This window comes from Synechococcus sp. R8-2, from assembly GCF_047461715.1.
Taxonomy (GTDB): Bacteria; Cyanobacteriota; Cyanobacteriia; order Thermostichales; family Thermostichaceae; genus Thermostichus.
Genome location: NZ_JANSHQ010000406.1, coordinates 1 through 3,609, shown reverse-complemented (window position 1 = coordinate 3,609; position 3,609 = coordinate 1). Strand labels below are relative to the sequence as shown.

General features: G+C 58.3%; 6 protein-coding genes. 4 read left to right on the top strand and 2 right to left on the bottom strand.

What is annotated here, in order from left to right:
- Both NW819_RS09925 and hslO read right to left on the bottom strand, forming a co-directional pair.
- Nucleotides 1–188 (bottom strand): glycosyltransferase (locus tag NW819_RS09925; protein WP_414413635.1); only part of this gene is annotated, 188 nt, incomplete at its 3' end.
- A gap of 47 nt (nucleotides 189–235) precedes the next feature.
- On the bottom strand, nucleotides 236–1,126 hold the full coding sequence (gene hslO, locus NW819_RS09920) for an Hsp33 family molecular chaperone HslO (protein WP_414413636.1): 891 nt from the start codon (nucleotides 1,124–1,126) through the stop codon (nucleotides 236–238).
- 387 nt (nucleotides 1,127–1,513) lie between these two features.
- Here hslO and NW819_RS09915 point away from each other — a divergent pair, with 387 nt between their 5' ends.
- The 4 genes from NW819_RS09915 to NW819_RS09900 all read left to right on the top strand — a co-directional run.
- Nucleotides 1,514–1,999 (top strand): allophycocyanin, encoded by a 486-nt coding sequence (locus NW819_RS09915; RefSeq protein ID WP_414331342.1) that lies wholly within the window; start codon nucleotides 1,514–1,516, stop codon nucleotides 1,997–1,999.
- A 63-nt stretch (nucleotides 2,000–2,062) separates the two neighbouring features.
- The gene (gene apcB / locus NW819_RS09910; RefSeq protein ID WP_011433054.1) at nucleotides 2,063–2,548 is read left to right on the top strand and encodes an allophycocyanin subunit beta; all 486 of its coding nucleotides are present in this window, start codon (nucleotides 2,063–2,065) and stop codon (nucleotides 2,546–2,548) included.
- 167 nt (nucleotides 2,549–2,715) lie between these two features.
- The gene (locus tag NW819_RS09905) at nucleotides 2,716–2,919 is read left to right on the top strand and encodes a phycobilisome linker polypeptide (RefSeq protein ID WP_011433055.1); all 204 of its coding nucleotides are present in this window, start codon (nucleotides 2,716–2,718) and stop codon (nucleotides 2,917–2,919) included.
- Nucleotides 2,920–3,052: 133 nt separating this feature from the next.
- Nucleotides 3,053–3,609 (top strand): ABC transporter ATP-binding protein (locus tag NW819_RS09900; protein ID WP_414413634.1); only part of this gene is annotated, 557 nt, incomplete at its 3' end.

Sequence of the window (3,609 nt, the reverse complement as noted above, 5' to 3'; positions counted from 1 at the left end):
AAGGCGATCAGCTTTTCCAGTGTGTCGTCTTGGCTGCCATCGTTGACGCAGATAATCTCGTAGGGGATCCCCAGCGGCTCCAAGGTAAGTTGCAGGCGTTCGAACAGGTGTTCCAGGTTGTCCGCCTCATTTTTGCAGGGGACAACAACCGATAATTCAACCAACTCAACCGGGGGCTCAGACAACATCGAGAGGTGTCAGAATCGGGATCCCGTAGTTGGCCATCATTGTGCCATCAGGGGGTGGCCGACATCTCCGCCACAATCGAGCGCAGCTCGTCTTCCGAGATGCGGTAGACCTCGTTGCAGAATTGGCAAACCGCTTCTGCCCCCTTGTCGGTGTGGATCATATCGAGCAACTCGTCCCGCCCCAGCATGCGCAGGGCCCCCTTCACTCGGTCGGAATTGCACTTGCAGTAGAAGCGGATGGTGCGCATTTCCGGCGCAATTTTCAGATCCAGGTCGCCCAGGCAAAGTTGCAACAGCTCCCGCAAGCCGCCGCCGCAAGCCAACATCGGGCTAAACTCTTCCACTTTGGCCAAACGGGCCTCCATCTCCGGAATCAGACTGGCCGGCGCCCCTGGCATCAGCTGCAACAACACTCCGCCGGCGGCACGTACCCGCTGCGAGTCAAGGTTTACCCCCAGAAGGACTGCCGAGGGAATCTGCTCTGAGGAGGAGAGGTAGTAGGTGATGTCGTCTCCCACCTCTCCCGAAACCAGCTCCACCGCGCTGGTGTAAGGCTGGCCATACCCCAGATCCCGCAGCACATGGAGGTAGCCATAGCGCCCAACGGCTTGGCCCACATCCAACTTGCTCTCGGCAGTGAGAGGAAGCTCAATGGCGGGGTTGCTCACATACCCGCGTACCGTGCCATCCGAGCCGGCATCCACCCAGATGTTGCCCAAGGGGCCATTCCCTTTCAGTTGCAGGTTAATCCGCGCCTGGCGTCGCTTCAAGTTGGCCGCCAGCAACAGGGCTGCGCTCATGGCCCGCCCCAAGGCCACTGTCGCCACATAGGAGAGCTTGTGCCGCTCCCTTGCCTCTTGTACCGCCTGGGTGGCCACCAAGCCCACCACTCGGATTTTGCCTTCTGCCGCCGTGGCCCGGATGAGGTGATCCGGCAGAGATGAGGGCGTACCCTCAGAAATACCTTTCGCTCGCTTCAATCGTTCTGACCCAGAGGCATCCGTCATCGCAACCTCAACGCATGTCTTAAACCAAGCCTGCAGGGATCCCCTGGCGACTCAGCCTTCATTCTAAGTGAGTCTAAGTGAGATTGTAGCCCCTCTCTTGCCGGACTTTGGGGAGGGAACTGCCCTGTCGGGGCGGGAATGGGACTGTCCGCTCTGAAAGACCTACGCAACACTGGTCGCGCCAGCGGGACGGCCCTTTTCTGGGAGAGATTTTAAGAAGTGTGAAGATCTGAGATGGCAGACGGCAAGCATATCGGAAAATAGCTTGCGGGTATGCTCGTCATACTCTTTAAAAAATCGACTTGAGGATGGATATCCATGAGTGTTGTTACGAAATCGATTGTGAACGCGGACGCGGAGGCCCGCTACCTCAGCCCGGGGGAACTGGATCGGATCAAGTCCTTTGTTGCCTCGGGTGAGAAGCGGTTGCGCATTGCTCAAGTCTTAACCGAGTCTCGTGAGCGCATCGTCAAACAAGCTGCCGACCAGCTCTTCCAGAAGCGCCCTGACATTGTCTCTCCGGGGGGCAATGCCTACGGGGAAGAGATGACGGCGACTTGCCTGCGGGATATGGACTACTACCTGCGCCTGATCACCTATGGTGTCATTGCCGGCGATGTCACCCCAATCGAAGAGATCGGCCTGGTGGGTGTTCGCGAGATGTACAACTCTTTGGGCACACCCATTCCGGCGGTGGCCGAGAGCATTCGTCAAATGAAGCAGGTGGCCATGGGTCTGCTCTCTCCTGACGATGCGGCTGAAGCCGGCTACTACTTCGACTTTGTGGTGGGGGCAATGAGCTAATCCCTCATTGTTTTTGCCGCACAACCCTTTGCTGTTCGTCGATTTGGATTTAGGAAGCTCATCATGCAAGACGCAATTACTGCTGTAATCAACAGCTACGATGTTCAAGGCAAGTATCTGGACAGCTCGGCCATGGAGAAGTTGAAAGCCTTCTTCGCCACAGGCGAGCTGCGGGTGCGGGCGGCTGCCACCATCGCGGCCAATGCCTCCACCATCGTCAAGGATGCTGCTGCCAAGGCGTTGCTGTACTCTGATCTCACCCGTCCTGGCGGCAACATGTACACCACCCGTCGCTATGCCGCTTGCATCCGCGACATGGACTACTACCTGCGCTACGCCACCTACGCCATGCTGGCCGGGGATCCCTCCATTCTGGACGAGCGGGTGCTGAACGGGCTCAAGGAGACCTACAATTCCCTGGGAGTGCCCATTGGGGCAACCATCCAGGCCATCCAAGCCATGAAAGAGGTAACTGCCGCTCTGGTGGGCGCTGAGGCCGGCAAGGAAATGGGGGTGTACTTCGATTACATCTGCTCTGGCCTGAGCTAACTCCCGGCGTCATTGCCTCGGCGTGAGGTTCATTGTCCAACGAGCACGACGGGCGATTTGCCACAGGGATCTGGTGTGCTATCTGCGGTACGCGAGCTTTCTGGGGTGAGTCGCCTGTTTTGCTGGTCAAGATAGCCCATTTTGTTGTTGAGCAGGGATCCCATATCATGCGCATGTTCAAGATCACGGCCTGTGTGCCCAGCCAAACCCGAATTCGCACCCAGCGGGAGCTGCAAAATACCTACTTCACCAAGCTGGTGCCCTATGAGAACTGGTTTCGGGAACAGCAGCGCATCCAGAAATCGGGTGGCCGCATCCTGAAGGTGGAGCTGGCCACGGGTAAGCCTGGGATGGACGTAGGACTGCTGTAGTTCCCCTATTCGTTCGTTGCTTTCCCTCGGATACTGAGAAATAGCCCTCTGCAGATCCGGTATGCCCAGCTCTGGAAGCTCTGTTCTTGGGGTTGGGGTAGCGGATCTGGCCGTTTTGTAGGGGTGGGGGTAGATGTTGCCTGATGTGCCGACCCGGTTGGAGCCAATCATCGCTGCCCACAACCTGAGCAAGGTTTACCCGGTGGCCGTCAAGGATCCCGGAGTGGTTGGCACCCTGCGCCACTTTTTTCGCCGCACCTATCGCCACATCCCGGCAGTGCAGTCCGTGAGCTTTCAAGTTCAGCCGGGGGAGATGGTGGGATTTTTGGGGCCCAACGGGGCGGGCAAGACCACTACCCTCAAGATGTTGACCGGTTTGATCTATCCGTCCGGCGGCACGGTGCAAGTGGTGGGTCATGTGCCTTACCGCCGGGAGCCGGCGTTTTTGCGGCAGATCACCCTGGTGATGGGACAGAAGCAGCAGCTCATTTGGGATCTGCCGGCAATGGACTCTTTGCGCATCAACGCTGCCGTTTACGAGATCCCTGAGAAGGAGTTTCGGGAGCGGGTGGGGGAGCTGGCGGAGCTGCTCGACCTAGAAAGCAAGCTGAAGCAACCAGTGCGCAAGCTCTCGCTGGGGGAGCGGATGAAGGCGGAGCTGTTGGCGGCTCTGTTGCACCGCCCGCAGAT